The sequence below is a fragment of the Schinkia acidoalkalinis genome, assembly GCF_054301215.1.
Map to the genome: position 1 here is coordinate 1,555,866 of NZ_CP182573.1, position 26,742 is coordinate 1,582,607.

General features: G+C 36.6%; 25 protein-coding genes and 4 riboswitches. Of the genes, 8 read left to right on the plus strand and 17 right to left on the minus strand.

All coding sequences use genetic code 11. The features are described from left to right. Positions 1 to 7 precede the first annotated feature (7 nt). Complete coding sequence (locus tag ACNQFZ_RS08135; protein ID WP_458414776.1) at positions 8 to 160, minus strand: YwbE family protein; 153 nt, start codon at positions 158 to 160, stop codon at positions 8 to 10. 218 nt (positions 161 to 378) lie between these two features. Here ACNQFZ_RS08135 and ACNQFZ_RS08140 point away from each other — a divergent pair, with 218 nt between their 5' ends. Both ACNQFZ_RS08140 and ACNQFZ_RS08145 read left to right on the plus strand, forming a co-directional pair. Next, positions 379 to 1,068, plus strand: coding sequence for a YjjG family noncanonical pyrimidine nucleotidase (locus tag ACNQFZ_RS08140; protein ID WP_458414777.1), 690 nt, complete (start codon positions 379 to 381; stop codon positions 1,066 to 1,068). A 196-nt stretch (positions 1,069 to 1,264) separates the two neighbouring features. Continuing rightward, positions 1,265 to 1,438 carry an aspartyl-phosphate phosphatase Spo0E family protein gene (locus tag ACNQFZ_RS08145; protein ID WP_458414778.1) on the plus strand — a complete coding sequence of 58 codons (174 nt, stop codon included), beginning with the start codon at positions 1,265 to 1,267 and terminating at the stop codon, positions 1,436 to 1,438. Between the two features lie 101 nt (positions 1,439 to 1,539). Here the strand turns inward: ACNQFZ_RS08145 and ACNQFZ_RS08150 are convergent, their stop codons facing one another. Next, positions 1,540 to 3,474 (minus strand): HD domain-containing phosphohydrolase, encoded by a 1,935-nt coding sequence (locus tag ACNQFZ_RS08150; RefSeq protein ID WP_458414779.1) that lies wholly within the window; start codon positions 3,472 to 3,474, stop codon positions 1,540 to 1,542. Positions 3,475 to 3,670: 196 nt separating this feature from the next. After that, on the minus strand, positions 3,671 to 5,002 hold the full coding sequence (locus ACNQFZ_RS08155) for a protoglobin domain-containing protein (protein ID WP_458414780.1): 1,332 nt from the start codon (positions 5,000 to 5,002) through the stop codon (positions 3,671 to 3,673). Positions 5,003 to 5,237: 235 nt separating this feature from the next. Beyond that, a riboswitch (cyclic di-GMP riboswitch) is annotated at positions 5,238 to 5,325 on the plus strand. Between the two features lie 69 nt (positions 5,326 to 5,394). Between ACNQFZ_RS08155 and ACNQFZ_RS08160 the strand changes: the two genes are divergently transcribed. Then, a complete protein-coding gene (locus tag ACNQFZ_RS08160) occupies positions 5,395 to 5,697 on the plus strand; it encodes a hypothetical protein (protein WP_458414781.1) in 303 nt (100 codons plus the stop codon). A 112-nt stretch (positions 5,698 to 5,809) separates the two neighbouring features. On the opposite strand, the gene ACNQFZ_RS08165 is transcribed toward ACNQFZ_RS08160, so the two are convergent. The 7 genes from ACNQFZ_RS08165 to ACNQFZ_RS08195 all read right to left on the minus strand — a co-directional run bounded on the left by ACNQFZ_RS08165 (position 5,810) and on the right by ACNQFZ_RS08195 (position 14,201). Further along, positions 5,810 to 6,670, minus strand: a complete 861-nt coding sequence (locus ACNQFZ_RS08165; protein WP_458414782.1) for a MetQ/NlpA family ABC transporter substrate-binding protein — start codon at positions 6,668 to 6,670, stop codon at positions 5,810 to 5,812. A 30-nt stretch (positions 6,671 to 6,700) separates the two neighbouring features. Then, entirely contained in the window at positions 6,701 to 8,431 is a 1,731-nt protein-coding gene (gene acsA / locus ACNQFZ_RS08170) for an acetate--CoA ligase (RefSeq protein ID WP_458414783.1), read from the minus strand. Further along, the gene (locus ACNQFZ_RS08175; RefSeq protein ID WP_458414784.1) at positions 8,424 to 9,149 is read right to left on the minus strand and encodes an ABC transporter ATP-binding protein; all 726 of its coding nucleotides are present in this window, start codon (positions 9,147 to 9,149) and stop codon (positions 8,424 to 8,426) included. Before ACNQFZ_RS08175 ends, acsA begins: the two co-directional genes overlap by 8 nt. Positions 9,150 to 9,159: 10 nt before the next feature. After that, positions 9,160 to 9,993: an ABC transporter permease gene (locus ACNQFZ_RS08180; RefSeq protein ID WP_458414785.1), complete on the minus strand. Its 834-nt coding sequence runs from the start codon at positions 9,991 to 9,993 to the stop codon at positions 9,160 to 9,162. Between the two features lie 42 nt (positions 9,994 to 10,035). Further along, positions 10,036 to 11,037 carry an aliphatic sulfonate ABC transporter substrate-binding protein gene (locus tag ACNQFZ_RS08185; RefSeq protein WP_458414786.1) on the minus strand — a complete coding sequence of 334 codons (1,002 nt, stop codon included), beginning with the start codon at positions 11,035 to 11,037 and terminating at the stop codon, positions 10,036 to 10,038. 112 nt (positions 11,038 to 11,149) lie between these two features. Continuing rightward, a riboswitch (SAM riboswitch) is annotated at positions 11,150 to 11,257 on the minus strand. Between the two features lie 82 nt (positions 11,258 to 11,339). Continuing rightward, a riboswitch (SAM riboswitch) is annotated at positions 11,340 to 11,448 on the minus strand. A gap of 190 nt (positions 11,449 to 11,638) precedes the next feature. Beyond that, positions 11,639 to 11,764, minus strand: a complete 126-nt coding sequence (locus ACNQFZ_RS08190) for a hypothetical protein (protein ID WP_458414787.1) — start codon at positions 11,762 to 11,764, stop codon at positions 11,639 to 11,641. A 373-nt stretch (positions 11,765 to 12,137) separates the two neighbouring features. Continuing rightward, positions 12,138 to 14,201, minus strand: coding sequence for a carbohydrate-binding domain-containing protein (locus ACNQFZ_RS08195; RefSeq protein WP_458414788.1), 2,064 nt, complete (start codon positions 14,199 to 14,201; stop codon positions 12,138 to 12,140). 157 nt (positions 14,202 to 14,358) lie between these two features. Here ACNQFZ_RS08195 and ACNQFZ_RS08200 point away from each other — a divergent pair, with 157 nt between their 5' ends. The 5 genes from ACNQFZ_RS08200 to ACNQFZ_RS08220 all read left to right on the plus strand — a co-directional run bounded on the left by ACNQFZ_RS08200 (position 14,359) and on the right by ACNQFZ_RS08220 (position 19,007). Beyond that, positions 14,359 to 15,045: a response regulator transcription factor gene (locus ACNQFZ_RS08200; RefSeq protein WP_458414789.1), complete on the plus strand. Its 687-nt coding sequence runs from the start codon at positions 14,359 to 14,361 to the stop codon at positions 15,043 to 15,045. Beyond that, entirely contained in the window at positions 15,038 to 16,333 is a 1,296-nt protein-coding gene (locus ACNQFZ_RS08205) for a sensor histidine kinase (protein ID WP_458414790.1), read from the plus strand. The genes ACNQFZ_RS08200 and ACNQFZ_RS08205 overlap by 8 nt, the downstream gene beginning before the upstream one ends. A gap of 357 nt (positions 16,334 to 16,690) precedes the next feature. Further along, entirely contained in the window at positions 16,691 to 17,380 is a 690-nt protein-coding gene (locus tag ACNQFZ_RS08210) for a polyphosphate polymerase domain-containing protein (RefSeq protein ID WP_458415347.1), read from the plus strand. 19 nt (positions 17,381 to 17,399) lie between these two features. Continuing rightward, complete coding sequence (locus tag ACNQFZ_RS08215; RefSeq protein ID WP_458414791.1) at positions 17,400 to 18,083, plus strand: DUF4956 domain-containing protein; 684 nt, start codon at positions 17,400 to 17,402, stop codon at positions 18,081 to 18,083. A 24-nt stretch (positions 18,084 to 18,107) separates the two neighbouring features. After that, positions 18,108 to 19,007, plus strand: coding sequence for a DUF4405 domain-containing protein (locus ACNQFZ_RS08220; RefSeq protein WP_458414792.1), 900 nt, complete (start codon positions 18,108 to 18,110; stop codon positions 19,005 to 19,007). An 848-nt stretch (positions 19,008 to 19,855) separates the two neighbouring features. Here ACNQFZ_RS08220 and ACNQFZ_RS08225 read toward each other — a convergent pair. From ACNQFZ_RS08225 to ACNQFZ_RS08255, 7 genes are all read right to left on the minus strand, one after another. After that, entirely contained in the window at positions 19,856 to 20,590 is a 735-nt protein-coding gene (locus ACNQFZ_RS08225) for an amino acid ABC transporter ATP-binding protein (RefSeq protein ID WP_458414793.1), read from the minus strand. A 21-nt stretch (positions 20,591 to 20,611) separates the two neighbouring features. Beyond that, the gene (locus ACNQFZ_RS08230) at positions 20,612 to 21,394 is read right to left on the minus strand and encodes an amino acid ABC transporter permease (RefSeq protein ID WP_458414794.1); all 783 of its coding nucleotides are present in this window, start codon (positions 21,392 to 21,394) and stop codon (positions 20,612 to 20,614) included. Positions 21,395 to 21,514: 120 nt separating this feature from the next. After that, positions 21,515 to 22,369 (minus strand): transporter substrate-binding domain-containing protein, encoded by an 855-nt coding sequence (locus tag ACNQFZ_RS08235; protein WP_458414795.1) that lies wholly within the window; start codon positions 22,367 to 22,369, stop codon positions 21,515 to 21,517. Positions 22,370 to 22,522: 153 nt separating this feature from the next. Next, positions 22,523 to 22,709, minus strand: a riboswitch (Lysine riboswitch). Positions 22,710 to 22,827: 118 nt separating this feature from the next. Beyond that, positions 22,828 to 24,108 carry a cation:dicarboxylate symporter family transporter gene (locus ACNQFZ_RS08240; protein WP_458414796.1) on the minus strand — a complete coding sequence of 427 codons (1,281 nt, stop codon included), beginning with the start codon at positions 24,106 to 24,108 and terminating at the stop codon, positions 22,828 to 22,830. Between the two features lie 168 nt (positions 24,109 to 24,276). Beyond that, complete coding sequence (locus ACNQFZ_RS08245; protein WP_458415348.1) at positions 24,277 to 25,164, minus strand: response regulator; 888 nt, start codon at positions 25,162 to 25,164, stop codon at positions 24,277 to 24,279. Between the two features lie 2 nt (positions 25,165 to 25,166). Then, the gene (locus ACNQFZ_RS08250) at positions 25,167 to 26,459 is read right to left on the minus strand and encodes a sensor histidine kinase (RefSeq protein ID WP_458414797.1); all 1,293 of its coding nucleotides are present in this window, start codon (positions 26,457 to 26,459) and stop codon (positions 25,167 to 25,169) included. A 26-nt stretch (positions 26,460 to 26,485) separates the two neighbouring features. After that, complete coding sequence (locus ACNQFZ_RS08255) at positions 26,486 to 26,740, minus strand: GlsB/YeaQ/YmgE family stress response membrane protein (protein WP_458414798.1); 255 nt, start codon at positions 26,738 to 26,740, stop codon at positions 26,486 to 26,488. Between the last annotated feature and the right edge of the window lie 2 nt (positions 26,741 to 26,742).

Below are 26,742 nucleotides of genomic sequence, written 5' to 3' on the forward strand. Positions count from 1 at the left end.
CCTCATTTTAATTCAATATTTCCTTCACTCTACCAACTACACCGTTTTCAAGCATAACCTTAATACCACGAGTGTGTATTGGTGAGTTTGTAAGTATTCTCAAAACCACACCCTCTGTAAGTTTTCCTGAACGCTGATCCTGTTTTTGAACAACTCTCACTCATGTTCCTTGTTTTATATTTTCTCTTTTAGTTCCTGGCATCATTGTTCTCCTTTAGATAGAAATAGGTTTTGTACCACTTTTTCATCTTAATTATAGGCTTTCCTTTTCCCATTTGAAAGCTAGGGAAATAGACATTCTGACACTTACGTGCTAATTTTAAGATACCTTCAGACAAAACGATAACAGAATCAACATATATACAGGGAGAGATCATCTTGAAGAAGTATAATACCTTATTTTTTGATGCTGATGATACACTTTTAGATTTTGATGCTGCAGAAAGTTCAGCATTGCGCTTGCTTTTCAAAGACCAAAACATACCTTTAACAACTGAAGTTGAAGCTTATTATAAAAAATTGAACAAAGATTTATGGAAGTCTTATGAAGCTGGAAAAATAAATCGTGATGAGCTGTTCAACTCCCGATTTTCTACTCTTTTTGATAATTTAGGACACGCTGTTGACGGAATCTTAATGGAAAAGAAATACCGGCATTACTTGCAGGAAGGGCATCAACTCATTCACGGAGCCTTTGAATTAGTGAATAATCTTCATAAGGACTATGACTTATATATTGTCACAAATGGGGTTTCTAAAACTCAGGATAAACGATTGCGCGCTTCAGGTCTGTATCCCCTATTTAAAGGTATTTTTGTTTCAGAGGATGCCGGCTATCAAAAGCCAAGGAAGGAATTTTTCGATTATGTTTTTGCCCGAATTCCTAATTTCACTGCGAAAAAAAGCCTGATTGTCGGGGATTCACTAGGTTCCGACATTAAAGGCGGCGTACTGGCTGGGCTTGATTCATGCTGGTATAATCCAAAGGCGGATCCCAATGATACGGATATTGAACCGACCTATGAAATCAGAAAGCTACAGGAGCTGTACCATATACTAGACCATTAAATAGCATTTAACATGTGAGTAACTCCTTAGAATTAGTGAAAATATGAATAGCAACTTAATTGTATTTGTCTCATGTAGACGTTCATAGTTCCAACTCCCTATTAAAATTAACAAAATCGTGACAAAAATCATGTTACCTAAACAATAGTTATGGTATATTTATCCTGTTTATAAAAAATATGGGAGATTAAGTACTGTGATTATTGATAAAAATGAGCTAAATAATATTGAATTTGATATAAATAAATTAAAAGTAAAACTAATAAAATGTGGTATGGAAAAAGGATTAACACATCCAACTACAATTGCATTAAGTCAGAAGCTTGATAAGTTACTTAATAAGATCCAGTCTTTTAAAAAATCCACATAATAATCTCCGTAGCTAGAATGAGTCTATACTAGGAACAAAAAAGACACAAGTAGCCATCCGCTTTCTACCTGTGCCTTTTTTCACGCTCTATATAAAAATTTTTATAGTGTTTTGGGGCTATTTAAAAAAGGGGTACCTTCCTCCATTCTTTGATGGAACTCAATGAAATTTTCCCACATTGAAAGAAATAGGTCTAATAGATTGGGGTCAAAGTGGTTTCCGCGTCCCTCTATCATAATTCCCTTTACTTTTTCATGTGGAATAGGATCTTTGTAGGCTCTTTTAGACAATAGAGCATCAAATACATCTACAATAGCTACGATTCTTCCTTCTATTGGTATCTCTTCACCTTTTAATTGAAGCGGGTAACCCTCCCCATTCCATTTTTCGTGGTGAGTTGCTGCAATTCGTGCTGCCATTTCAATAACAGGTAATTCTAGCTTTGACAAAATTTGGTAACCAATTGTAGGATGAGTTTTCATAGACTCCCATTCCTCAGGAGTTAATTTGCCCGGTTTATTTAAGATAGCGTCAGGAATACCTACTTTTCCTACATCATGGAATTTTGCAGCTAATTGGATATGACTAATAAACTTTTCATCAAGTCCTGCTAGCTGAGCTAATTTACCGGATAACATCCCGATTCGTTCGACATGTGTCCCTGTCATATCATCTCGTAATTCCGCTAACTCTAGCAATCGTTCAACCATGTTAAAGATAATAAGGGATTCCTCTGTTACATCCTGACTAACAAGTAGACTATGACTAAGTCCACCCACTTTAGACTGAGGTAACTGCCATGTTTTAAAATAGGTCCTAACCGCATCCTTTTCATAAGAGGTCAAAAATGCCTCAAAGCTGTTATTTCGGACCGGGCACCCTCTACATGGGAAAATACGATCATAAAATAACTCAAAACACCTTTTCTCTACAATCTCTTGATTTCCCAACCCTCTAGATTTTAATAATTGTACCGTATTTTCGTCAACCCAAGTTATTTTACCGAAATCTATTTTATCGATTTCATATGAATAAGTTTGGAGGAATTGATAATCTTTTAAAGAACGATACGGAATCAAAAGTTCACATATTATAGCCAATGTAAATCGGGAAAGCCGTTCAAAAGATGCTATGAAGACATAATAATCACTTTCTAGTTTATCCCCATTTAATAAGAACGTATCGCGCATAACTTCATTTAATGTATCTATAATAGCAGTTACTTTTTGATCGGATATATTTCTATTAACCATGACTCCAACCCAATCACGAATAATTCGATAAAAAACTGCTTCATCTTCATAAACCTTTTCTTGAAAAAATTGTAAAAAGAATCGTTCCAAATATGGCATTAGTAACTTTATATCTGAATCATTTCTTTGTAGTAATGCAGATTTCTGTAGCAATTTTTCCATTAAATTAGACAGAACCTCATGCAGGCGGAAGGTAAAAAGACCACTGTACTTCTTCAATATTTCGATATCAGATTTGTTGAATCCTGATTTAGATTGTAGATGCCTAAATTCATATCTTAAAGGGAATTCGGCTTTTTTAATTTCTACTTTATTATAGGAAACAACAATAATTTGCATATCAAAATTAATAACAGAATTAATACAGCTGGTTAATGTTAGTGCCTCTTCTGGAGGGAGAAACCGATTAAGGTAGCTTGATACAATTAGAGAATATTGTTGAGTTGTAGCAATAAACCAATTCAACTCTAACCCGACTCTAGAATGAGTTTCACCAATTTTATAGCGATTTTGAATATATTCATCATCAATGATAGGTGAAAAGACTTGTTTTAAATACTCTCGTTGTGTCACTTTTAATCTATCCAAAGTAGTATACTTATCAATTATTTTTTTTAAATAATCAAGTTCATAGATTTTTAGGTAAAGCTCGTCTACGATTGAATCCACTAAAGGGAGTAACCATTCTTTATAGCTATGAATTCTTTCTAGAGAGGATTCTGAAATACCTGTAAATAATAGAGGGGATAATCCATCTGCTTTTTTTATCCTTATGTAGGGCATAGAAAACACGACCTTTTTCAAAATTTATAGCACGTGATGTGTATAAAATAACTTATTTTGGTATTATAGTCCTATTTAATACCCATCATTTGGAGGTTGTCAAGAGGACTAGATGGTAGAATAACTTATAGCAGAATATTGAAGGTATTCAAAATAGAGAGCGAAAACCAAAGAAGTTAACGCTCCCTTAACCTAGTCACCTATTATTGATGCCAGTGTAGTCAGAAATGGTTTCAGATAATAATGTGGCCGTACTCGCAACTTCCTCACTTGCCGCAGAAACATTAGATAACATGTCTACTAATCCTAAAATTTCAGATTCAATAAGGCTATTTTGCTTGTTACTTTCTCTGGCTTCTTTCAATATCTGTTCTAATGATTCACTTACCAACTCAGTTGTTTTCACACATTTTTGGACAATTTTATCTATGTTTTGTATGGATGCTTCAATAGTCCTAATCTGATGATTTGTTTTTCCACTTATTTCAGATACTTTGGATGAAGAACTTTTAGTTTGATCTGCGAGCTTCCTAACCTCATCAGCTACAACTGAAAACCCTTTCCCAGCCTCCCCTGCACGTGCTGCTTCAATAGCCGCATTTAATGCTAGTAAATTAGTTTGATCTGCAATATCTAAAATAATATTTACTATTCCGTTTACTTCTTTAGCGTTATTATCCAATGTCTTAGCATTTTCAACTATGCCGCATACACCTTGTTTAATCTCTTGGATTTGTGCCCTTAAATTTTTCATACTCTCTGATCCATCTTGAGATTTTCTCTGCACTTCATTTGACAGTTTTTTACCTGTATTTGATGCATCTTTAATAATTTTTGACTGATTGGACATTTCTGAAGTGCTTGCATGTGTTTCCTCAGCTGTTGCAGCTAAACGTACTGCACTCTTACCTACATTTGCTGCCAATTCAATTTTGGCATTCCTGTCTACTTCTTCACGTAATTGCTTCTCTCTGTCTTCATATGCTGTTAAAACAAGCTGCTGCTCAAAATTTAGTATCTTATTAACTGCATTGGTTGCCATGACACGCTCTTCTGGATGATTGAAATGCTCATGAATGATATTTTGAGATATTTCAAATAAAACATTAAAAGCTGCCATATACCATTTGGGCTCTAAACCGATTCTTACATGAACATGAGCAATCCTTTCCCTTTTTGAAACAAATACATCATTGATTTGACCATCAAACATTTCTATAAGGTGTGATTGAAGTGTTTGTTTTAATCTATTAACACTACTATAACTATTTATAATATCTGTTAAATGAGGTACCTCCATAACACGATCATAGAAACCTGTCGTCATTTTATCAATATTTTCTTTAATAGTTGGTTGCATCAACTTTAATATTTGTAAATCTCTTTCTTTTAGTTGAATCATTTCCAACTGGAACCGGATTTCTTTTGGTAAATTACGGTCAATTTCCACAGGAATGTAGCTAAGCTTTTCTTCAAAACTTGTCAAATTAAAACGTGGTTGTTTTTTATTTTTGATGCTTAAAATCATTATAGTTATCCCTGGCCCTTCTTTTAACTTATTGGCCGGCTGAGCCTTTTTCCTTTACTTTTTAAATTTCACCTTTAGGTTAGTTTTTTATTTACATATAATACTTAATTAAAATGAAATTTAAATGAATTTCTATAAAAATTCTAACAACTACAAATGAAATTATTACCAGTAGAATATTTCGGTAAAAATGATACAATATTTCTGAATATCAAAATTTATAAATATATAATCATTCCGATAATAGCAAACCTATCTAAAGATAGGGACGCAAAGCCACGGGCCTAAAGCAGAATAAATGCTACGGTAGCCGAGCCGCCGAAGAAGTAGTAATATGTCTACTCTCTTTTTGGGTAGACATTTTTTTATCTTTAATAAAGGAGATGTTTTGTTTGGATGAAATAATAAAACAGATAAAGCAATTTGAGAAATTGTTATCGCAACGGACTGATAATAGTGCAAACACCTTCGAATTCTTATCTTTTTTTAGAAAATTAGTTAGAGTTAAGTCTAATACTCCAATCCCAACTATTGAATTAGGAACAATTTTAAAACATGAGAAACCCCTTATTTTTCAAGATTTTAAAAAGCTGTCTGAAAACGACCGATTAGTAGACTTTATTACTAATGTAAATATGGATTATCAAGAAGCAATCAACCGGGTAAATAGCTTTAAAATTAAAAATTTAGATTAATTTGGATTTATCCCCATTAATGATTGACATACTATTTTACAATAAAAATAACATACCAAATACAATGCGATTTGGTATGTTATTTCGGCTGTAAATTTAGTTTTTTTCTCTTCTACCAACCTATTTTCTCAAGCGGTTCAAACACTGGAATAAGTGAATTCTTAAAAACTTCTTTAATATGGGTTGCAATGTCATCTTGTTGATAGATTTCAACAAGTTTCTTGTAGACTTCTTTATCCTTGTCAGCAGCACGTACCGCTATAATATTAATATAATCTGTCGCTGTTTCATCTTCAAGAAAAATGGCATCTTCAACTGGAATGAACCCAGCTTCTACGGCAAAACCATTGTTAATCACTGATGCAGCTACGTCTGGTAATACCCGTGGTGTTTGTGGTTCAGCAATCGGCTCTAACACAAGTTTTTTTGGATTTACTGTCACATCTTCGATGGTTCTAAATCCCTCGAAGTTATCCGGAAAGCCAATTAATCCGGCTTTTTCTAAAACTAATAAAGCACGATTCATGTTCGTTTCTTCCTGCGGAATCGCAATTTTACCTCCTTCTGGAATTTCACTTACATCTTTATATTTGTCAGAGTAAATTCCCATAGGAGCCATTAATGTAGTAGCAATTGGCACTAAGTCTAAATTATGCTCTTTAATAAAAGCATTAAAATATGACACTGTTTGGAAGGCATTTAAGTCGATATCACCATCTGCCAATGCTAGATTTGGACGAACATAATCACTGAATTCGATCAGTTCTAGCTCTATTCCTTCCTTCGCTGCCTTTTCTTTCACCTTTTCCCAAATAGGAACGCCTGAACCATTTAATCCAACTTTTAAAACAACTTTTTCTTTAACATGTTCTTTTCCTGAATTTTTTTGAGTAGCTGTTTCTTTACTGCCACAACCACCAAGGATGCTTCCAACAAGCAAAATTAAACTAAGTATGATCCATAATTTTTTCATCTATTTTCCTCCAAATTCTGTACCTTTCTTCTATTCCCCTAGCCTTTGCAGCTCCAAGCGTTTCAGCTCTCTTCTTAAGATTTTTCCGCTGATTTTTGTTTTTGGTAATTCATCTAATATTTCAATTTCACGGGGAGCCGAGTGGGCAGCAAGCTTTTTCCTTACAAACAGACGAATTTCTTCTATTAAATGGGAGCTGGCTTCATAGCCTTTTCTTAATACAATAAATGCTTTTACAATTTCTCCACGCAGTGGATCGGGCTTACCGATGACACCGGCTTCAGCAACTGCGGGATGTTCAATCAGCTTACTTTCAACCTCGAACGGCCCTATTCTTTCCCCGGATGAATTAATCATGTCATCACTACGGCCTTGGAAAAAGATGTAGCCGTCCTCATCAATCGTTGCTAGATCACCTGATATGTACCAGTCGTCAAATCTAAAATAGGAATCGTATTTCTCTTTATTTTTCCATACTTCCTTCATGATTCCTGGCCAAGGAGCTTTCACCGCCAAGTGGCCAACTTCGCCAGGCGCAAGAATCCCGCCATCCTCATCGAGTACAGCTATATCAATTCCAGGAAACGCCCTACCCATTGACCCCGGCTTAATGACCTCTGATGGGAAATTCACAATTAATTGGGCGCCCGTTTCTGTCATCCACCAAGTATCATGGATTCGTTTCCCTAAAACTTCCTCACCCCAATAGATAACCTCGGGATTAAGCGGCTCACCAACACTTAGCAAATGACGAAGCGAAGAGAGGTCATATTCACGCACAAGATCATTTCCTTCTGCCATTAACATTCTAAAGGCAGTTGGCGCGCTATACCAAACCGTTGTCTTTGTTCTTTCAATTGTCCCATACCAGGAATGGGCATCAAAGCGTCCTCCATTAATAACGATCGTTGCCCTATTTAACCATGGTGCAAAAATACCGTAAACTGTTCCAGTCACCCAGCCCGGATGGGCCGTACACCAATAGACATCATCCTCTTTTATATCAAGGACCCATTTTCCTGTTAAATATTGATGGATCATGGCTCGATGGGCATGGACGATTCCCTTTGGTTTACCAGTTGATCCACTTGTATAATGAATGTTTAAACCATGTTCTAAGTCAACCCATTCTAGTACATTGTCATCTTTTTCTGTATTCTTTAGCTCCTCTACTAACGAAATTTCACCATTCAAGCATTGATCCACATCTTCCGTATAAAAAATCTTTTCTAGAGTAGGCAGTTCAGCTCTTGGAACACGTATCCCTAATTCAAGATTTGTGATAAGAAATCTTCCCTCACAATCTGCCACTCTATCTTTTATAGCATCCTCCATAAATGCCTCAAATAGCGGCCCGACAATTGCACCTAATTTAATAACGGCCAGCGTCGAAATAAGACAATCAGGATGTTTAGGTAAAAAGACAAAGACAATATCGCCTTTTTTAATTCCATGTTTTCTCAAAACTGTTGCGAGGTGATCTGTTTTCTCCTTAATTTCTTTAAATGTATAAGTAACTTCTTCATCTCCATTGACATAATGAATAGCTGTCTTGTCACCAAAGCCATCTGCTACATGGCGATCAATGCACTCATATGCCATGTTCACATGATTTGTTTCATACCAGGAGAATTGCTTCTTTACTTCCTCCCATGAAAATTCTTCTCTTGCTTTTTTATAATTAGAAAGATTATAGTCTCCCTCTACTGGATTTAGATATTTTAATTCTGCTGTAGTCAATGTAAAAACTCCTTTACTCATGTTTTGATAGGTCTAATAGATGTAAAACTTCATCCTTTAATTGTGCAAGCTTTATATCTCCACGCGCCCTAGGTCTCGGCACATCAATTTTTAATTCCTCATGCACGATGCCGGGCTGTCCTCTTAAAATTAATATCCGATCACAAAGATATAACGCCTCATCAATGTCATGGGTTACTAAAATAAACGTTGATTTATATTCATTCCAAATCGAAAGCAGTAAATCTTGCAGCTTCATCTTTGTAAATGCATCCAAAGCGCTGAAGGGTTCATCTAAAAGAAGTATTTCCGGTGCGGAGACAAGCGCTCTTGCAATTGCCACGCGTTGGGCCATTCCTCCCGACAAATCCTTTGGATATTGATTCTCAAATCCGGATAAGCCTACAAACTCGATAAATTGTTGCGACTTTTTCTTTCTTTCCGAAGGATCCTTTAAACCAAATCCTACGTTTTCAATGACGGTCAGCCATGGCATTAGACGTGGCTCCTGAAAGACCATGCCAATTTTTTCGTGCACAGAATTGATAGCCTCATTGTTTATTTTGATAGTCCCTTTATAACCTTGATCAAGGCCCGACAATACGCGAAGCAATGTGCTTTTGCCACAACCGCTCGTTCCTAGAATGCCAATAATTTCTCCTTTATTAACAGTTAAATGAATATTTTTAAAACCTGCCCCATTTTCAAACGTTCTCGTTACATTTTCAATCGCTAACATTTTTTCACCCTCAATTCTTTGCAAAGGAATCTTGCCAATGTAGTGCCTTACCTTCGAGTCCTTTTAAAAGAGAATCGGTTGTCTTTCCCATAATGGCAAATAAGACAATACTGGCAATGATCAGCTCCGGTGAATACGTATTTTGACCATAAACTAACAAGTAACCAATCCCTTTACTTGCTCCCATTAGCTCTGCCGCCACTACAAACATCCAACCTAAACCGAGGCCACTGCGGATCCCTACTAAAAAGGATGGCAATGATGCCGGTAAAATGATTCTTTTAACTAACTGAAAGGTTGTAAAATTATAAATTCGTCCAACCTCGATAATTTTGCGATCAACCCCTTGGATACCGGACACAATATTTAAATAAACTGGGAAAAACACACCTACAGCAATTAATGTAATCTTTGACGGTTCGCCTATTCCCATCCATAAAATAAACAGTGGAACCCATGCCAATGATGGAATCGAACGAAAGGCTTGAAAAATTGGGTCAAGCAAAAGCTCCGCTTTTTTTAAATAACCAACAAACGCCCCTAATACAACAGCAAAACCTACGCCAATTAAAAATCCAAAAAGGATTCGGTATAAGGTAATCCCTAAATGGCCCCATAGCGTTCCATCTTGTGCCATTTCAATAATTTTTTGAATAATGATAGTAGGAGCTGGTAAGAGATGCTTTGGAAAGACACCACTTTTACTTAAATACTCCCAAGCTGCAATTAAAATAATCGGAAGGATACTTCCCCAAATAATTACCTGTACTTTTCCAGAAAGTTTGAACACATTTTTCTTTTTAATTGCAATATTCTGAACAGCGGAAACACCATTTCTCTCCATCCCATAAACTCCCCTTTCAAAAGGGCATTGTTAAAGTACCCTTTACTTAATTACCTCTTTCGCAAATGCTGGATTAATAAGCTCATTTACAAGTTTTTGTACATCTGTACCTTTATCAATAATCTCGCTCTTTTGTAAAATTACACCGGCAGCATTTAATGCTTCGATTTGTTTTTCACCAGGGACAGGGTCAGAGAAATTGTTGCGCTCTAACTGCTTCTTTGCTACTTCTGGTGAAATTTGTGCATTTTTTTCAAGAATCTCAGCTAATTCCTTTGGGTGTTCAATCGCCCATTTTCTAGCTTTCTCATAAACTTCAATAACCTTTTTCACTTGTTCCGGATATTTTTCAGCAAACTCACTGCGAACGTTTAACGTTCCATATGTGTTGAAATCTACATTTCTATAAAACAGATTTGCATTTGTTTCAACCTCTACTCTTGCCATGTGCGGGTCTAGCCCTGCCCATGCATCCACTTGATTCGTGGTTAATGCAGAAGCACCATCACTATGCTGTAAATTAACCAGTTCAATGTCTTTCGCAGATAGGCCAACCTCATCCAATGCCCGCAGTAAGAAAATATACGGATCCGTTCCAACAGTAGCAGCTACTTTTTTCCCTTTTAAATCTGCTACTGATTTAATAGACGAATCTTTTCCTGTAACAAGTGCTGTCCATTCTGGCTTTGAATAAATATAAACAGATTCAATTGGAGCACCTTTGGCTTTTGCCATTAATGCTGCTGCACCAGCTGTTGAGCCGAAATCTACGCTTCCACTGTTTAAAAACTCAAGTGCTTTATTACTTCCCTGACTTAAAACAAACTCAACTTTGATATCATCTTTAGCAAAAGCTTCTTCAGCCCATCCAAACTCTTTAAGTACCAGGCTTGTTGGTGAATAGTAGGCATAATCTAAAACAATTTTTTTCGGTTTATTTGATTCACCAGAGCCTTTCTTTCCCGTTGCACCCGATGAACTTGAACAGCCAACAACTCCTATTAATAATAGTGCACTAATCAAAATCCCAATCCATTTTTTCATTTCTCTTATTCCCTCTTTCTTATTAAATAGATATGAATACTTTGTTTAAAAGTAAAATCTCTTCTTAAAAATTGAAAAACCCCTCTTCATAAGAAGAGGGGCCGGTGCCCTCCTCTTATCTTTCAGACATATTTGTCTGCAGGATTTAGCACCTTGCAAGCTTTGCTTGCGGGTTGCCGGACTTCTTTGGGCCTGTTCCCTCCGTCGCTCTTGATAAGAGATGATTGCTATATTTAATTAAATTAGTATTAAAGTAAAAACCCTTCATCCAATAAGGATGAAGGGCATGTAAGCATCATTCAACCTTATCTTTCAGACATAAATCGTCTGCAGGATTTAGCACCTTACAAGCATCGCTTGCTGGTTGCCGGGCTTCTTTGGGCCTGTTCCCTCCACCACTCTTGATAAGAAATAAATCATATGAAATTACTAAGATTACTTGGATTATAATACAGATTTTTACTATTAGTCAACAGTTTATTTTAAAAAATATTATTATTTTTCAAAATAATGAATCAGCTTACCCAAAAGTGATCATCCCTTGGGTAAGCTGCTTTACCTTCTTCTTTAAAATCGTGTATGTCAGTTTTTCCAAATGCAATTATTTGAAACTTATGTTTTCCTCTCGCATTACAGATTTTTGCCATTGTAATTGTTTTTGTTCTTGTTCTTTCATGTGTGACTTGATCGTTCTAATCACTAATTTATTTAGTTTCTTTTTAGTCATATTACACTCCTCCATTTTCTCATCTATGGGATTTTATTACTTCACTATCATACTTTTTATAACCAATAACTTCCGAAGAACATTTTACACAAACATCCAACCTATCATTCCTCCTTAAAATTTTTGATCCAGGAGTAATATTCGATAACCGGCTTGCTTAACGTACAAATTTGTCCCTAAAGTTTTGCATCAATATCTTTTACAGTGTTGCTGTTACGTAATAATGTGCAATTTGGAAATAAACCCATAGATGATAAAGAAGAAGGTATTAGACAAATTATATTAAATTATTATAATTTTCTCAACATGTTTTTTGAAGATTCAAACATTTTTCATTTTTGGGATAGGATGTAAAGTCCGATCCCTTTGTCTATCATTGTCTTGGGCCTTTATTTGGCATCTCTACACCAAGTTCTGCCATCTTCTTTTGAGCCTCTTCCCTTGTAATTGTACCGGCTCTTTCTTGTTCCATAATGGTTTTTACCTTTTCTCTTGTTGCTTCGTCCAAATTCTTAAACATATCTCCCGGATTACCACCAGGACCATGACTTCTGGCTGTTGTTACTCCAGATTCATTTAACCATGTTACTGAGTCTGAAATCGTAAAATCGACAATTTTTGTTCCACCTTGAAAGGTTTCATCAGAGTAGAGGCCATCGATTTCTTTGCCATTGGCTGTTCCTCCTGTAAATAGAGTATAGGAAGAACCTTTTGCTAGTTTAGGTGAACTTATAAATACAGATTGATAGTCTTTTATCGGTGCATACGTCACAATTGATTTTCCATCGCTACCCTCTAAATGAATCATCGTCCCAGCTTTCTGCGTTTCTGGATAGGTCATTAATATAGAGTTTTGTGATGAATCTTCAGAAGCTGCCTGAGCCATTCCTGAGCTTCCAACCGCAATTAACAAACCACCGCTCATTTCAAAGCTGCCATCATAATCAAGCGGTCCATTCCCATTCGACGTCGGTCCGTTCACAATCACTGTTCCACCGGTCATCGAGATGGACCCATTTGCGTCAAGTCCATCACCATTCGCATTGACAGTGACATAGCCACCATTGATTGTTAGCATTTTTTCCACGTCATTGGTGTTGGCATTTGATTTACTATCTGGAGCTGCTTGTGGCGGCACCCCTAATCCTGAACCATCGTTACCCCCGCCAATATTTATTCCATCATCACTGGCGACTACGTGGATTTCACCGTCGTTTAACGTGATGAGTTGGCTCTCTACACCTTCATAGCTTTTAACAATGTTGATTTTTCCGCCGCTTATCACAAGCGATGTGTCAGCACGAACGCCATCATCACCCGTTGCTATTGTGAAGTTTCCTCCCGCTATGTTGATGCTATCATTACTATGCACGGTGTCGTCGGAGGAATCGATAGTAAAAGTACCGCCCCCTACGACAATTTCCTTGGATGCTTTTAAACCTTTGGTGCTTTCTATATTAGTATCCTCGGTGCTTGTGGTTTCAGCTTGAACCTCCCCAGGTCCAGGCGGCATTCCCTCCTCAACATTCTTAATCATTTCCGGACTTCCACCGCCACTAGTAATGTTGTAAGATCCATCTGCAATCCATAATGATGACTCAGCCTGTATTCCATCCTTACCTGATGCTATGGTAAAAATACCATCTTCAAGGGCAATGATTCCTTTGGAGGCATCTTCATCATTGGAAGACTTTAATCCATCACCACCGGCATCAATCGTAATAATACCTTCCTTCACAGCAAGTAAATCGCGGCCCATTATCCCATCATCAACTGCTTTTATTTGAATAGTTCCTCCGGTAATTTTTAAATCATCCTTGCTGGCAATACCATTATTATAATTACCTTGGACAATTAATGTTCCTGCACCATTGATAGCAAGATCATCTTTACTAAACAGGGCTGCATTCGGCTCATCTTCGGATGAATCCTTAAAAACATATTGTTTTCCATCGGTAAGATAATTTTTCGTTCCCTTCGGTAGGGAAATTGTCGTTTTTTCAGCTTTTCTTACATAAATGGCTGAGCTGTTGCCGCAAGCAATTTTCACACCATTTAATACGAGCCGAACTGTACTTTTATCCTCAGCATCTACCACTATCTGACCATCTTTCAATTCACCGCTAATAACATAAGTGCCGCCCGCCTTTATCGTAACAATATTATTCTTAAAAATAACAGGGGCTGTTGCATCAAAGCTTGCATCGCTCCCACTTAATTTAATACTAATCGGATTCTCACTTTCCCAATCATGATAATCATCATCGTTGTCGTATTTAACCTTTTTGTCGATAAGATTCCTGACATTTATAACGCTACTCTCGGCTTTGGCACTCTCGCTTGTTCCAGATGAATCTGGATTGTTGCTGCAGGCAACCAAAAGCATCGAACTTAAAAGGGCAGCTGAAGCTTTAAAATATTTAGATTTCCTTTTCATTCTACTAACTCCTTTTTCAATTCCATCTTGGTTTACATTATGATTGAGTAACCTTAACGAAAACTTAAAAGAGAAAATTGGTTGCATTTGCGACAAATACTCCTATAATCGAACATATCAATGATAGATGCTTGGAATTTTAAAAGGAGCGGTTTTCATGAAGTTACTCATTATCGAAGATGACAAACATATTTCCGAAGCAATAAAAGAAATCACCCAAGAACTATTTGAAACAGAGCATGCTTTTGACGGCGAGGAAGGATTGTTTTTGGCTGAGCAAAATATCTTTGATGTAATTATCCTTGATATTATGCTACCTGGAATGAACGGCTATGAGGTATTACAAAACCTAAGAAGCAATAATATAGCAACACCGGTTATTATGCTAACTGCAAAAAGTGGAATTGATGATAAAATTAAAGGCTTCAAAGTCGGAGCTGATGACTATTTAGTAAAGCCTTTCCATCGTGAAGAGCTTTTATTGCGTTTAGAAGCTATCGTCAGAAGAGCCGGAGGAGAGTTTAAAGAAAACGGCATTACCTTCAAGGATTTAAAAATGAATCTTAAAAATAAAACTGTTCACATTGGTGATGAATTGGTGAAATTGAATGGAAAGCAATTTGACCTTCTGGAATACCTGATTAACAATAAAAATACCATTCTAACAAAAGAACAAATTTTTGATCGTATTTGGGGATTTGAATCAGATACATCCACAACGGTTGTTGAAGTTTATGCCAGCAATTTGCGAAAGAGTTTAAAAGTCTCGGGCTATGACCAATATATTAAAACCTTTAGAGGATTGGGTTATATGTTATCAGAAAACGGTGAAGGAAATGTCTAGACGAAAGATTTTTAGAAAAGAGCAGCTTCGATTTATGGTTTTAAATCTGATTGCATTTACTATTATTTTTGCAATTTTCGGCGTCATCATTTTTAGTGGGGTCCAAAATACATTATTTTCAAAAACTGACGAGGAACTACTGGGTTTTAAGGATAAGATCCTAAACGGAAATCCGTTTAGAGAAACAAGGCCACATCCTCCTGGTGAGGAATTTGAGCGAGATGATGCTTTTAAAGAAAGAACAAGACCAAATCCTCGAATTATTGTGCTGCATTGGAATAAAAATGGAGAAATAGTAAATCAAAATGAAATTGGAACATTGTTATATGAAAATTATTTACAGGATTTCACCCTTGATGTAAAAAATGTAGATACAATCACTAATTTTACAATTAATGATCAATATCATTTTCGTTATCTTCTCTTTGAAAATCATAATGCTACTGATGATATCGCCTATACACAACTATTGATGAATATCGATGCCGAACAAACCATCATTAATAATTTTGGAAAACTAATCATGCTTTGTTCATTTATCTTTATCATACTTTCTATCTCCGCAAGCTTCATCTTATCGAAAAAAATGATGCAGCCTATTATCGCGGCATGGAATAAACAATCTGAATTTGTTGAAAATGCTTCACACGAACTACGAACACCATTAACTGTCATTCAAAACAAATTAGAGCTGTTGCTCCGTACACCACAAGAAAAAATCGCCGATAAGTTTGAAAGCATTGCGCTAAGCTTATCCGAAACTAGGCGCCTATCAAAGCTGACATCGGATTTACTTACTTTAGCTCGGGCCGATTCAGCCGAGACACAGCTAGTAACGAAGTCCTTTCAAGTCGATGACTTTGTTCAAGGAGTTTGTGAACCCTATATGGAAATTGCCGAATCACAAGACAAACACTTATGGTTAAGCCTAAACTGCAAAACTAACATAAAAGCAGATAAAGAACGCCTTCATCAGCTTTTAGTCATTTTGCTTGATAATGCTTTAAAATATACAAATGCACAGGATAGCATTGGAGTTAAAACTTATATAGAGGATCAAAAGATTGTATTTGAGGTTACTGATACAGGAATTGGCATAAAAGAAGAAAATATCAAAGCTATATTTGAACGCTTCTACCGTGAAGATAAAGCACGCTCAAGAGAAACAGGTGGTGTAGGATTAGGGCTATCCATAGCCCAATGGATTGTTGAAAAACATAATGGAACAATAACAGCCATAAAAAATCAACAAAAAGGCACAACTTTTAAGGTGAAATTACCAAAGTAGGAGATCGCAATCCAGCGGTCTCTTTTTGTGTGCAAGTATATTGATTCCATCAGCTGCTTATTGCGACCAAGTTTGATTGGACAACATAAAAATCTAACGGTTACATAGAATCCTAAGTTTTTATGCGGACAAACACGAATATAGTCTCACTTCCCCGAACTACCCAGATGTTTACTCGTGTCCGCATAAAAACTTGCTCTAATGAAAACGTGCGGATTGTCCAATCACTTTAGGAAGCAATAAGCAGCTGATGGAATCTTATTTTCAATTTTAAGGTTTGTTTAAGGTTTCCCGACAATAATGTGAATCAAGGAGTTAATAACCTTACCTAGTAGGAGGCTTAAAAACGTGGAAGCAATGGATGTAAATGGTGTACATGGTCGCCATGAATTAAAACACGAAATCACCCAAATGGATTGTTACCTTCTTCGAAGTAAACTACAGCATGTTATGGAAATTGACCCTCATGCTCATAACGATGGAAAGTATCTGATTCGAAGTGTTTACTTTGATAATTTTGATAATAAAGCTCTTTCTCAAAAAAAAGAAGGTTTACTTGAACGAGATAAATACCGTGTAAGATTATATGACCATAAAACCGACTTTCTAAATCTGGAGAAAAAAAGTAAACGAAATAATCTTACATACAAGCAAAAATGCCCTATAACTGCTCTTGAATATGAACGAATCCGTGCTGGTGATATTGCCTGGATGGAAAATGATTCAAGGTCACTAATGCAGGATCTCTATTTACAAATGAAGCTCTTTCAACTAAAGCCAGTAACGATTGTTGATTATGAAAGAGAAGTATTTATTTACAAATATGGGAATGTGCGCATTACCTTTGATAGCGCAATTAAAACAAGCTTCCGAAATAATGATGTCCTTAATCCCAACATCCCGATGATTGAAACGAATCCCAATGTCGTCGTCCTTGAAGTGAAATATGATGAATATTTACCAACTTTAATTAAACAGTTACTCCAAATTGGTAACCGTCAAAAAGGAGCGTATTCAAAATATCAAATGAGCAGAATGTATGGTTAATTCGTTAGGAGGAAGTAAAGTGGAAAATCTAAATTTTAACGACATTTTTAAATCTAGTTTTTTGGAAAAGACTGCTAGTTTTTCTATCATTGATTCACTAGTGGGATTATTAACAGCGTTTATTATTGGATTATTTATTTATTTTATTTATAAGAAAACATTCTCAGGTGTCATATACTCTCACACCTTTAATATTTCATTAATTGTAATATCCATGGCTACTGCCTTAATCATAATGGGAATTTCCTCTAACGTGCTGCTCTCCCTTGGAATGGTTGGTGCTTTATCGATTGTCCGTTTTAGGACCCCTATTAAAGACCCTATGGATATCGTCTATATTTTCTGGGCGATTGTTTCTGGCATTTTATGTGGTGCAGGCTTCTCCCTGCTTGCAGCAATTGGTTCTATTCTAATTGGATTAGTCTTACTTATTTTTATAAACCGGATCGTAATTCAAAATCCTTATTTACTAGTAATTAAATATACTGATGCAGGTATTGAAAAATCAATTGGACATGTGATCGCTGAACATACCAAAAAGCACTCTATTAAATCTAAATCTATTTTTCCGGGTAATAATTTTGAAGTAACCTATGAAGTCCGGATGAAGGATGATGAAATGAACTTTTTAAATAATATCTCCAATATGGAAAGTGTTTCGTCTGCAGTGATGTTAAGTTATGACGGTAATTTTACAGCTTAAAAATAAGAAAAGGAGATTCAGAACATGAAAAAGAGTATGTATATTAAATTTGGATTGGATATCATCATGGCCGTTATTTTCGTTTTACTTTTTAATAAAAGGGTTTTAGGAGGACTAGCCTTTCACGAAATTGCCGGTCTCGCTATGGCCGTCATTTTCTTCACCCATATATTGCTCAATTGGAAATGGATAAAAAATGTTACATGGAAATTATTTGACAAGAAATTAGCTTTTAAAATAAAAATAGGCTATTTATTAAATGTATTGCTGCTCATTTCAATGACTTTTATTATCATCAGCGGTATTTTAGTTTCTAAAGTTGTCTTTCCAAATATTGAAATTGCAAATGAACAATGGTTTAAAATTTCTCATATAACCATTTCTTTTATAGTGCTCATTTTAGTAGGAGCCCATGTTGGTCTGCACTGGAAATGGGTTGTCAATGTTTTTAAAAACATCTTTTCGGTAAAGGCACCAAAACGAGTTTTTGGTATTTTAGCAAAAGTCGCAGCAGTTGCTTTCTTAGTGTTTGGTGGTTATCAAATGGTCTCAACGAACTTTATCATGCACCTGCAAGGGGTTCCAAGCGTATTTGGCTTTTCATCTGCGCAGTCCGAAGAAAGCTTTGGCGGGGGCGAAGGCCATTTTGCAGAACATAATTTCCGAGGCGGAGGCTTTGGAGATGAAGACCATTTTGAAGGCCTCAATCATCCCGATGGCGACCAAGCTTTCAGGGGTGGCCAATTCGAGGAACGTCATTTCCCAGATGGTGACGGTGGCTTTAGAGGAAAGGATGGCCACTTTGGAAGCGCAAATCCTTTAGGGGTCATCGTGACGTATTCCAGTATTATATCCGTATTTATCATTATCATTTACTATTTAGATAAATTGATTGTAAAAAAAAGAAGAAGAACAGCCGTGTAAAAAAGTCTGCTTGAGTTGTCCGCTTGATGACTTCTATCGGACTCGATTAATTGTTTCCTAGCTTACGCTGTCCGTTTGATGGCTTCTATCGGACTCGATTCGTTGATTACTCACTTATGCTGTCCGCCTGATGACTTCTATCGGACTCGAGTTGGTGATTCCTAGCTTGAGTTGTCCGTTTGATGGCTTCTATCGGACTCGATTCGTTGATTACTAGCTTATGCTGTCCGTTTGATGGCTTCTATCGGACTCGATTCGTTGATTACTAGCTTATGCTGTCCGCTTGATGACTTCTATCGGACTCGATTAATTGTTTCCTAGCTTACGCTGTCCGTTTGATGGCTTCTATCGGACTCGATTCGTTGATTACTAGCTTACGCTGTCCGCTTGATGGCTTCTATCGGACTCGATTCGTTGATTACTAGCTTACGCTGTCCGCTTGTAGGCTTCTATCGGACTCGATTCGTTGATTACTAGCTTAAGTTGTCCGCTTGATGGCTTCTATCGGACTCGATTCGTTGATTACTAGCTTACGCTGTCCGCTTGATGGCTTCTATCGGACTCGATTCGTTGATTACTAGCTTACGCTGTCCGCTTGATGGCTTCTATCGGACTCGATTCGTTGATTACTAGCTTACGCTGTCCGCTTGATGGCTTCTATCGGACTCGATTAATTGTTTCCTAGCTTACGCTGTCCGTATAATCTATATGAGCCTACACAGCGACTCCCACTTTAGCATACGAAATAGCAGATTAAGAATTTTTGTTCTCAACCTGCTATCTTCAATGCAATTTATATGGCCAAATAATGAGAAGCCTGATAAATCAGCATTTACCAGGCTTTTTCATTATTTTAACGTACGTTTTAAAAATTCCTTAGTCCGCTCCTGCGTTGGATTATTAAAGATTTGCTCTGGGCTTCCTTCCTCTGCAATTACGCCCTTGTCCATGAAAACAACGCGATCGGATACTTCCCTAGCAAATTCCATCTCATGGGTTACGATTAGCATCGTTAACCCTGACCCTGCAAGTTCCTTCATGACTTTCAAAACTTCACCAACCATTTCAGGGTCCAGTGCAGAAGTCGGCTCATCAAAAAGAATAACATCCGGCTCCATTGATAGTGCTCTGGCAATTGCAACACGTTGCTTTTGACCACCAGATAATTGCTTTGGTTTCGCATTCACATACTTATCCATGCCCACAACTTTTAAATATTTCATTGCAATTTTTTCAGCCTCGTCCTTTGAACGTCGTAAAACCTTTACTTGTCCAACAACACAATTGCTTAAAACATTATGATTATTAAACAAATTAAATTGCTGAAATACCATGCCAAGCTTTTGACGATAGGTTGGAATATCATGCTGATCATCTAAAATATTTTCGCCTCGATAAATAATTTGACCTCCGCTAGGTCTTTCTAGGAGATTCACACAACGAAGCAGTGTTGATTTACCTGATCCAGAGGACCCGATAATACAGACTACTTCCCCCTTATTTACTGAAAAATCAATATCTTTTAGGACTTCATGGGCTCCAAAGGATTTGCTTAAATGTTGAATATCAATTATTTTTTCCACTTTTTCTCCCCCTTCGCCTTATTATTTATTCCCATTATATTTATCTTCTCTACGGATAGCATCCTCCGCCGTTTCAACCTGCATTTGATTACCAGGAACCATCATGTAATTATCAGGGCCTTCAAGTTTTCGTTCAACAAAGCGGAGAATTCGGGTTACTGTGAAGGTCATAATAAAATACAAAATACAAGCAACAAAGAATGATTCAAAGTATCTAAAATTGTTTCCAGCAATTGACTTAGTCGCGAAGTATAATTCTGATACAGAAATTACGTTTAAAACAGAGGTATCCTTAATGTTGATCACAAACTCATTACCTGTTGGAGGTAAAATATTGCGAATGACTTGTGGTAAGACAACATTCATCATCGTCTGGATATGGTTCATCCCAATAGCTTGGGCCGCTTCAAATTGCCCTTTATCTATTGAAACAATACCGCCGCGAACAATTTCAGACATATAAGCACCAGTATTAATTGCTACAATAAAAATAGCGGCAGCAGTCCTGTCTACATCCACGCCGAACGCTAAGGCTGATCCGTAATAAATAACCATAGCCTGAACAATCATTGGTGTTCCACGGAAAAATTCAATATAAATAGAAAGAATAGCGTTTATAATTTTAAGTAAAACCTTTTTCATTCCCCGTTCAGGCGTAGGAATTGTTCGTATAACTCCAACCATTAAACCTATAATAGATCCAATAATCGTACCTATAATTGATATATAAAGAGTAACTCCAGCACCCCGAAGAAACATGGGCCAGTTATCCCTTATAATGTTTACAACCCAATCAAAGGTCATAATTCTCCTCCTACTATTATAAAAGAGGCTCTCTCGAATCGTGTTAAGCACCACTGACAATGCAGGTTCTCTGGCATCCCGAAAGACGCCAGACACTTTGAGAAAACCTCTACATAATTTTTATTTTGCAGCTGGTTGGTTTTTAATAGCTGCATCCATGATTTTTGTTTGTTCGTCCGCTGAAATACCTGCTAGGATTTCATTAATTTTTGTAGTAAGTTCACTGCCTTTCGCCAAACCGACAGCGATTGATGTATCATCATCTGAAGTTACAAATCCATCTTTAAACTCTACCATTGCAAAGTTTTCATTTGCTGATGAAGCACTAACTGCTTCTGGACGTTCTGAAACATAACCATCAATTACACCAGATTCAAGCGCTACTCTCATTGCCGGGAAGTTATCCATAGCTGGTTGTTTATTTACGCCTTTAATTTGGTCGATTACTGAATAGTGGAATGTATTTAATTGTGCGGTTACTTTTGCACCTTTGAAATCCTGAATAGAAGTTGCACCTTCATATTTACTGCCTTTTTTCACAACCATAACTAAGTTTGACTTGTAATAGTTATCTGAAAAGTCGATTGTTTTTTTGCGTTCTGCTGTTGGCGACATACCCGCAATAATTGCATCAATTTTACCTGAAGTTAAGGCTGGTACAAGACCATCCCATTCAGTTTTCACAATCACTAATTGTTTTCCTAAACCTTCCGCAAGTTTTTTGGCAATCTCCACATCATACCCGCCGGCAAATTCGGAAGATCCATCAATTGGAACTGCACCGTTGGAATCATCCATCTGTGTCCAGTTAAATGGTGGATATCCTGCTTCAAGTCCTACCTTAAATGTATCCTTTTCTGATGATGCAGGTGTTTTTGCTTGTTCACCTTCTTGTTTATTTCCAGTGCCACACCCAGCTAATAAAACCATAACCGAAAAAGATATCGCTAATAATAATGATAATTTTTTTCTCATTTTACCCCTCCGTTTTAATACTTTTTTACTAAAGTATTGCTCGTTTTACTAAGGTCAATACATTTTGACAACTAAATGTGATAAATAAAAGCGACCTGAGATAAACTCAGGTCGCGCAATTTCATTCGTTGCCCAAATTCCTCTCTACTTCCCAAATGAGATAGCACACCTCAACAAACCGGGAAATTGTTTATTGAGACAGTCCTGCAACTCTTAATTACAGACCCAGCATGTAATAACTGAGGATTATTACAAACTTCGGCGATATTTCCTTCTCGTTAGTATCATCGCTCCTCATGCTCCGCTAAAGACTGTTAAATATCGCACCTCTACCCCACTTATTGCATAGTGAGGTTATTATAATATTATAGTTTATATATATAATATTCCTTCCAATATGTCAACTACGGAAAAAACTGGCCTCCAATGGACAGCCAGTCTTATTAAATATTTTTACATTACGCTGCATTTTTAACGGATTCGTAATATTCCTTACTCTTCTTCTCGTCAAAGCGACCTTCCCATTTAGCCATCACAAGTGAAGCTAATGAATTACCCATTACGTTAACAACTGTACGAGCCATATCAAGAAGTCTGTCAACTCCGGCAATAAATGCTAATCCTTCAATCGGAATACCTACTGTACCTAAAGTTGCTAATAGTACAACGAAAGAAACTCCTGGTACGCCGGCAATACCTTTTGATGTAACCATTAATACCAACACTAACGTAACTTGTTCGGCAATACTTAAATTGATACCATACATCTGTGCAATAAAGATTGCAGCAATTGCTTGGTATAATGTCGAGCCATCTAGGTTAAAGGAATAACCTGTTGGAACAACAAATGATACAATATCTTTTGGAGAACCGAACTTCTCCATCTTTTCAATAATTTTTGGCAACACTGTTTCTGAACTTGATGTCGAATACGCCAGAATAAGTTCTTCCTTCAATACTCTCATAATATGGAAGATATTGATACCAACTAACTTAGCAACGCCACCCAATACAATAAGGATAAAGAAAGCCATCGCTACGTATACAAGAATCATTAACTTACCTAGTGGTACTAATGATGCTAGACCGAATTTTGAAACGGTTACACCGATCAAACCAAAAACACCGATTGGAGCAAATTTCATAATAAAGTTTGTTACCCAGAACATTGCATCTGCTACACCTTCAAAAAAGGCAAGAACTGGTTTCCCTTTTTCACCAATCGCCGCAACTCCTAAACCAAAGACTACGGAGAAGAAGATGATTGCAAGCATTTGCTGATTAGCCATTGCATTGACGATATTCGTTGGAACAATACTAACAATGATGTCAAAGAAACTATGGCCCTGACCTGAAACCTGTTCAGTTGTTTCAACATACTTACCAATATCGGTTTTAACAAGCGAAGACATATCAACGCCCAAACCTGGTTTGAAAACATTTGCTGCTAGTAGACCAATAACGATCGCTATGGTTGTAATAATCTCAAAGTAGATTAATGTTTTACCCCCAAGTTTACCTAGCTGCTTAATATCGCCGGTACCAGCTACACCAATAACTAATGTAGAAACAATGATTGGTACGACAATCATTTTAATCATATTTAGAAAGATAGTACCTAACGGTTGTAAATAGGTATCAACCTTTGGGTTCCCATAAAAAATTGCCCCTACTACAATACCTAAAATTAAACCAATGAGGATTTGGTAAGCTAAAGAAATTCTAAATTTTTTCTTCATCAATAAGTCACCCCTTTTTATTTTAGAAAACGTTTGCAACTTTAAGAGTTAGCTTATATGTTTATAATACGGGCAACCTATCCAATCCGACGAAATCCGACATTTATAAAATTATCTTTTTTTATTTTTTTATACTTCAGTTAAAGTTTTTTGTATTTTCCCATCGTATTAACCTTGATTATATTTTTTCATCGTTTCAAGATATAACACTTGCAAGAATTTACGGATATTGATTTTTACTTTTGCATGGTCATTCCTACCTTCTTCAACATTCATCATCTGATTTCTTACCTCTTGAAATTCAAAATATCGAGGTGCATAGTACTCAAATTCCGAATTGGTATAGTCAATGGCCCCTAATGAAGCTAAGTTATTAATTGCCGCAAGAATTGTTCTACGAATGCGTTGTTCAATTGCTTTGCTTTCCTTTATTATATCCGCTTTATCAGATTTCATTTGCACTGCCACTGCTTCGTATAAATCTTTTAGAGGCGGTAATTGAGCCACCTTTTCTCCCTGACTCATTAAGAATTCAATGATAGAAACAATGTCGTCACTTCCGACCTCACCAATAATTCCCATGTCATTTAAAATCGAAAAAACAATTTCTTTTACTGTTTTCGGCTTCTTACTTCTATCTAAACCAATACTTATTAATGATTCCTGGATGGCAAGCAAAGAATTTTTTAAACGGAATTGCTCTGAAAACTTTTTCAATATGCTTTGAACTTCAATCCGATTAATCGGCTTATGTATAAAAAACTCAACACCTTTTTCATATGCCTCCGCCACCATTTCTTTGTTAACAACTTGTGAGATCATAATAAATTGGCCCTGAAAATCTTCCTTCTTTAACTGTTCAATCGTCTCAATTCCATCCAACTCAGGCATTAAAAAGTCTATTAAAACTATATCAGGCTGCATCGCAATGATTGACTTCAGGCTTTTCGCACCACTTTCGGCCTCACCAATCACAACTCCAAGGTCACTTTCCGTAATGATGTTTCTCAACATTGTCCTACTTGCTTTATCATCATCAACAATAAAATAGCGCAGTTTTATTCAACTCTCTTTCGTAAAATTTTCGTTGGAATATCGACCCGAAAAACAGTCCCTTTTTCAGACGCATCAACTCGAATATTCCCCTCCAGCATACGGGTAATCTCCAGAACGTGGGATAAGCCAATACCTGTTGCTGCAACACCACGATCATTGTATTTAGTCGTATATCCCGGTTCAAAAATGATTGCGACTTCTTCCTCTGGAATACCTTTACCCGAATCCTTGATTATAAAACAAGTATTAGCCCATTCCTCAAATAATTCAATATGGATTTCCCCTTTTTCAACAATTGCTTCAACAGCATTTGCTATTAGATTATTTAATATGGCGAGAAGTGGTATTTGTTGATCCGTTTCATAATCTACAGCAATTGTTTGGTGGATAAAAATTTTTTTCTTCAGAAGATCACTATAATTTTCATTTGCATGAACAACAAGATTTAGAACGTCTGAAAGAAAGAAAACATTGTCGATTTTTTTATCGGTTATTTTCGTCAGTCCAGATAAAATCCTTTGTGAATCCTTTTTAACCTCATGAATTTCTTGAGCGATGTGAAGGGCTTGTACACTTAATGGTTTCATCTCACTCTTTTTTAACTTTCGATATAAATCATGACTTTCAGCAGTTATCTTTTCAATATGGTTCATTGATTTTTGCAAATACAGTGTTTCCCCATACAATTCAGAACCAACTTTAAGTAATTCCTGAACTCGTTTTTTTTGTTCAGACACTGCGATGGATGCATATAATCCTACGACAAAATAACTCCTTAGCAACGCAACTCCCGCAAGTAGCGCCCATTCTGGAAACCCCAAAAACGTTTTATGCAATAAAAATTGTCGAAGTGTTTCTTCTATACCATTACCGAGAAATTCATACAAGGAGGCCCAAGCCCCCAGGATAAATGGAAATGTTTTATACTTTTCAATCTTAATAATGTGTAAACCAAGGGCAAAGATTAAATAATAAAAAAAGGCTGGGACATGATTGATTAAAGTCGTGGATCCATAATCATCATAAAGGACAATATCCTTTACAATGCGGAAGCTAACAGCTGTAATTCCAGTCACTACACCTGACCATATAATAGAAACGGGCGGAAGTATAAGGATAAACAGAAAAAAGGCAATACTCCCTAATCCAAAACGAAAGGTTTCTCCATGGAATGGCACCACCCGAATTTCGCTAGCCAATGTTGTAAGGAGAGCAGTAAGAATCAACTGAAGCAGAATGGCTGCTTTCTTGTTTTCTTTATTTAGTTTTTGCAAATAAAAATAGATATTGTTCATTTTTTGCTCCATTCATATTCTAGCGCTTAACGAAAAGCCTTTGCAATTACCCCGATCACAAGAACAACGATTATAGCACCAATTAAGGCAGGAACTAACGAAAAACCTAAAAGATACGGCCCCCAAGTCCCGAATAAATAATGACCAAGCCAATCACCGATCATACCTACCACTATTGCTCCTGCCCAACTACCAGGAACACCAAAAGGTGTTACCTTCTCCGCCAACAGACCAATTACCATCGCCATAATAACATAAAGAATGAAAGAAAGAACACTCATGC

What these genes read in the sequence shown, in the direction of transcription:
- ACNQFZ_RS08235 (WP_458414795.1), bottom strand. Translation starts at nt 22,369, where the DNA reads ATGAGAAAAAAATTATCATTATTATTAGCGATATCTTTTTCGGTTATG.
- ACNQFZ_RS08175 (WP_458414784.1), bottom strand. Translation starts at nt 9,149, where the DNA reads ATGTTAGCGATTGAAAATGTAACGAGAACGTTTGAAAATGGGGCAGGT.
- ACNQFZ_RS08205 (WP_458414790.1), top strand. Translation starts at nt 15,038, where the DNA reads ATGTCTAGACGAAAGATTTTTAGAAAAGAGCAGCTTCGATTTATGGTT.
- ACNQFZ_RS08155 (WP_458414780.1), bottom strand. Translation starts at nt 5,002, where the DNA reads ATGATTTTAAGCATCAAAAATAAAAAACAACCACGTTTTAATTTGACA.
- ACNQFZ_RS08210 (WP_458415347.1), top strand. Translation starts at nt 16,691, where the DNA reads ATGGATGTAAATGGTGTACATGGTCGCCATGAATTAAAACACGAAATC.
- ACNQFZ_RS08250 (WP_458414797.1), bottom strand. Translation starts at nt 26,459, where the DNA reads ATGAACAATATCTATTTTTATTTGCAAAAACTAAATAAAGAAAACAAG.
- ACNQFZ_RS08200 (WP_458414789.1), top strand. Translation starts at nt 14,359, where the DNA reads ATGAAGTTACTCATTATCGAAGATGACAAACATATTTCCGAAGCAATA.
- ACNQFZ_RS08195 (WP_458414788.1), bottom strand. Translation starts at nt 14,201, where the DNA reads ATGAAAAGGAAATCTAAATATTTTAAAGCTTCAGCTGCCCTTTTAAGT.
- acsA (WP_458414783.1), bottom strand. Translation starts at nt 8,431, where the DNA reads ATGAGTAAAGGAGTTTTTACATTGACTACAGCAGAATTAAAATATCTA.
- ACNQFZ_RS08220 (WP_458414792.1), top strand. Translation starts at nt 18,108, where the DNA reads ATGAAAAAGAGTATGTATATTAAATTTGGATTGGATATCATCATGGCC.
- ACNQFZ_RS08190 (WP_458414787.1), bottom strand. Translation starts at nt 11,764, where the DNA reads ATGACTAAAAAGAAACTAAATAAATTAGTGATTAGAACGATCAAGTCA.
- ACNQFZ_RS08150 (WP_458414779.1), bottom strand. Translation starts at nt 3,474, where the DNA reads ATGCCCTACATAAGGATAAAAAAAGCAGATGGATTATCCCCTCTATTA.
- ACNQFZ_RS08255 (WP_458414798.1), bottom strand. Translation starts at nt 26,740, where the DNA reads ATGAGTGTTCTTTCTTTCATTCTTTATGTTATTATGGCGATGGTAATT.
- ACNQFZ_RS08180 (WP_458414785.1), bottom strand. Translation starts at nt 9,993, where the DNA reads ATGGAGAGAAATGGTGTTTCCGCTGTTCAGAATATTGCAATTAAAAAG.
- ACNQFZ_RS08240 (WP_458414796.1), bottom strand. Translation starts at nt 24,108, where the DNA reads ATGAAGAAAAAATTTAGAATTTCTTTAGCTTACCAAATCCTCATTGGT.
- ACNQFZ_RS08230 (WP_458414794.1), bottom strand. Translation starts at nt 21,394, where the DNA reads ATGACCTTTGATTGGGTTGTAAACATTATAAGGGATAACTGGCCCATG.
- ACNQFZ_RS08185 (WP_458414786.1), bottom strand. Translation starts at nt 11,037, where the DNA reads ATGAAAAAATGGATTGGGATTTTGATTAGTGCACTATTATTAATAGGA.
- ACNQFZ_RS08165 (WP_458414782.1), bottom strand. Translation starts at nt 6,670, where the DNA reads ATGAAAAAATTATGGATCATACTTAGTTTAATTTTGCTTGTTGGAAGC.